Here is a 309-nt window from a genome sequence, read left to right on the forward strand (position 1 = left end):
ACCCGCTGTTCTGGAACTTCGGGGGTCAGGATCTGACCGGGCTGACGCAGTTCACCACGACTGTTCAGCTTGTCGGCAACCCCGCGTTCGGCATTGAGGTGCGGCTGCTCAATGGCGGGAACAATGCCGAGCGGTTTCTTCAGCCGGACGGCACCTGGTCGGCCACCCGCAACCGGGGCTTCCCGAATACTTCCCCGGGGGCGAATGGCAACGCAACCCACATGATCGCCGTGAGCTTCGACCCGACGCCGGTGATCGACAGCGGCAATGCCCTCTACATCGGCGTCACCGATCCGGTGATCCAGATCC

Annotated in this window: 1 protein-coding gene; it reads left to right on the plus strand. The window is 63.8% G+C overall.

The features are described 5' to 3' along the window. A partial coding sequence (locus CVV76_RS25030; RefSeq protein ID WP_158243220.1) for a hypothetical protein occupies positions 1-309 on the plus strand: 309 nt, incomplete at both ends.

Origin of the sequence: Acidimangrovimonas sediminis (assembly GCF_002871005.1) — a bacterium.
Classification (GTDB): domain Bacteria; phylum Pseudomonadota; class Alphaproteobacteria; order Rhodobacterales; family Rhodobacteraceae; genus Acidimangrovimonas; species Acidimangrovimonas sediminis.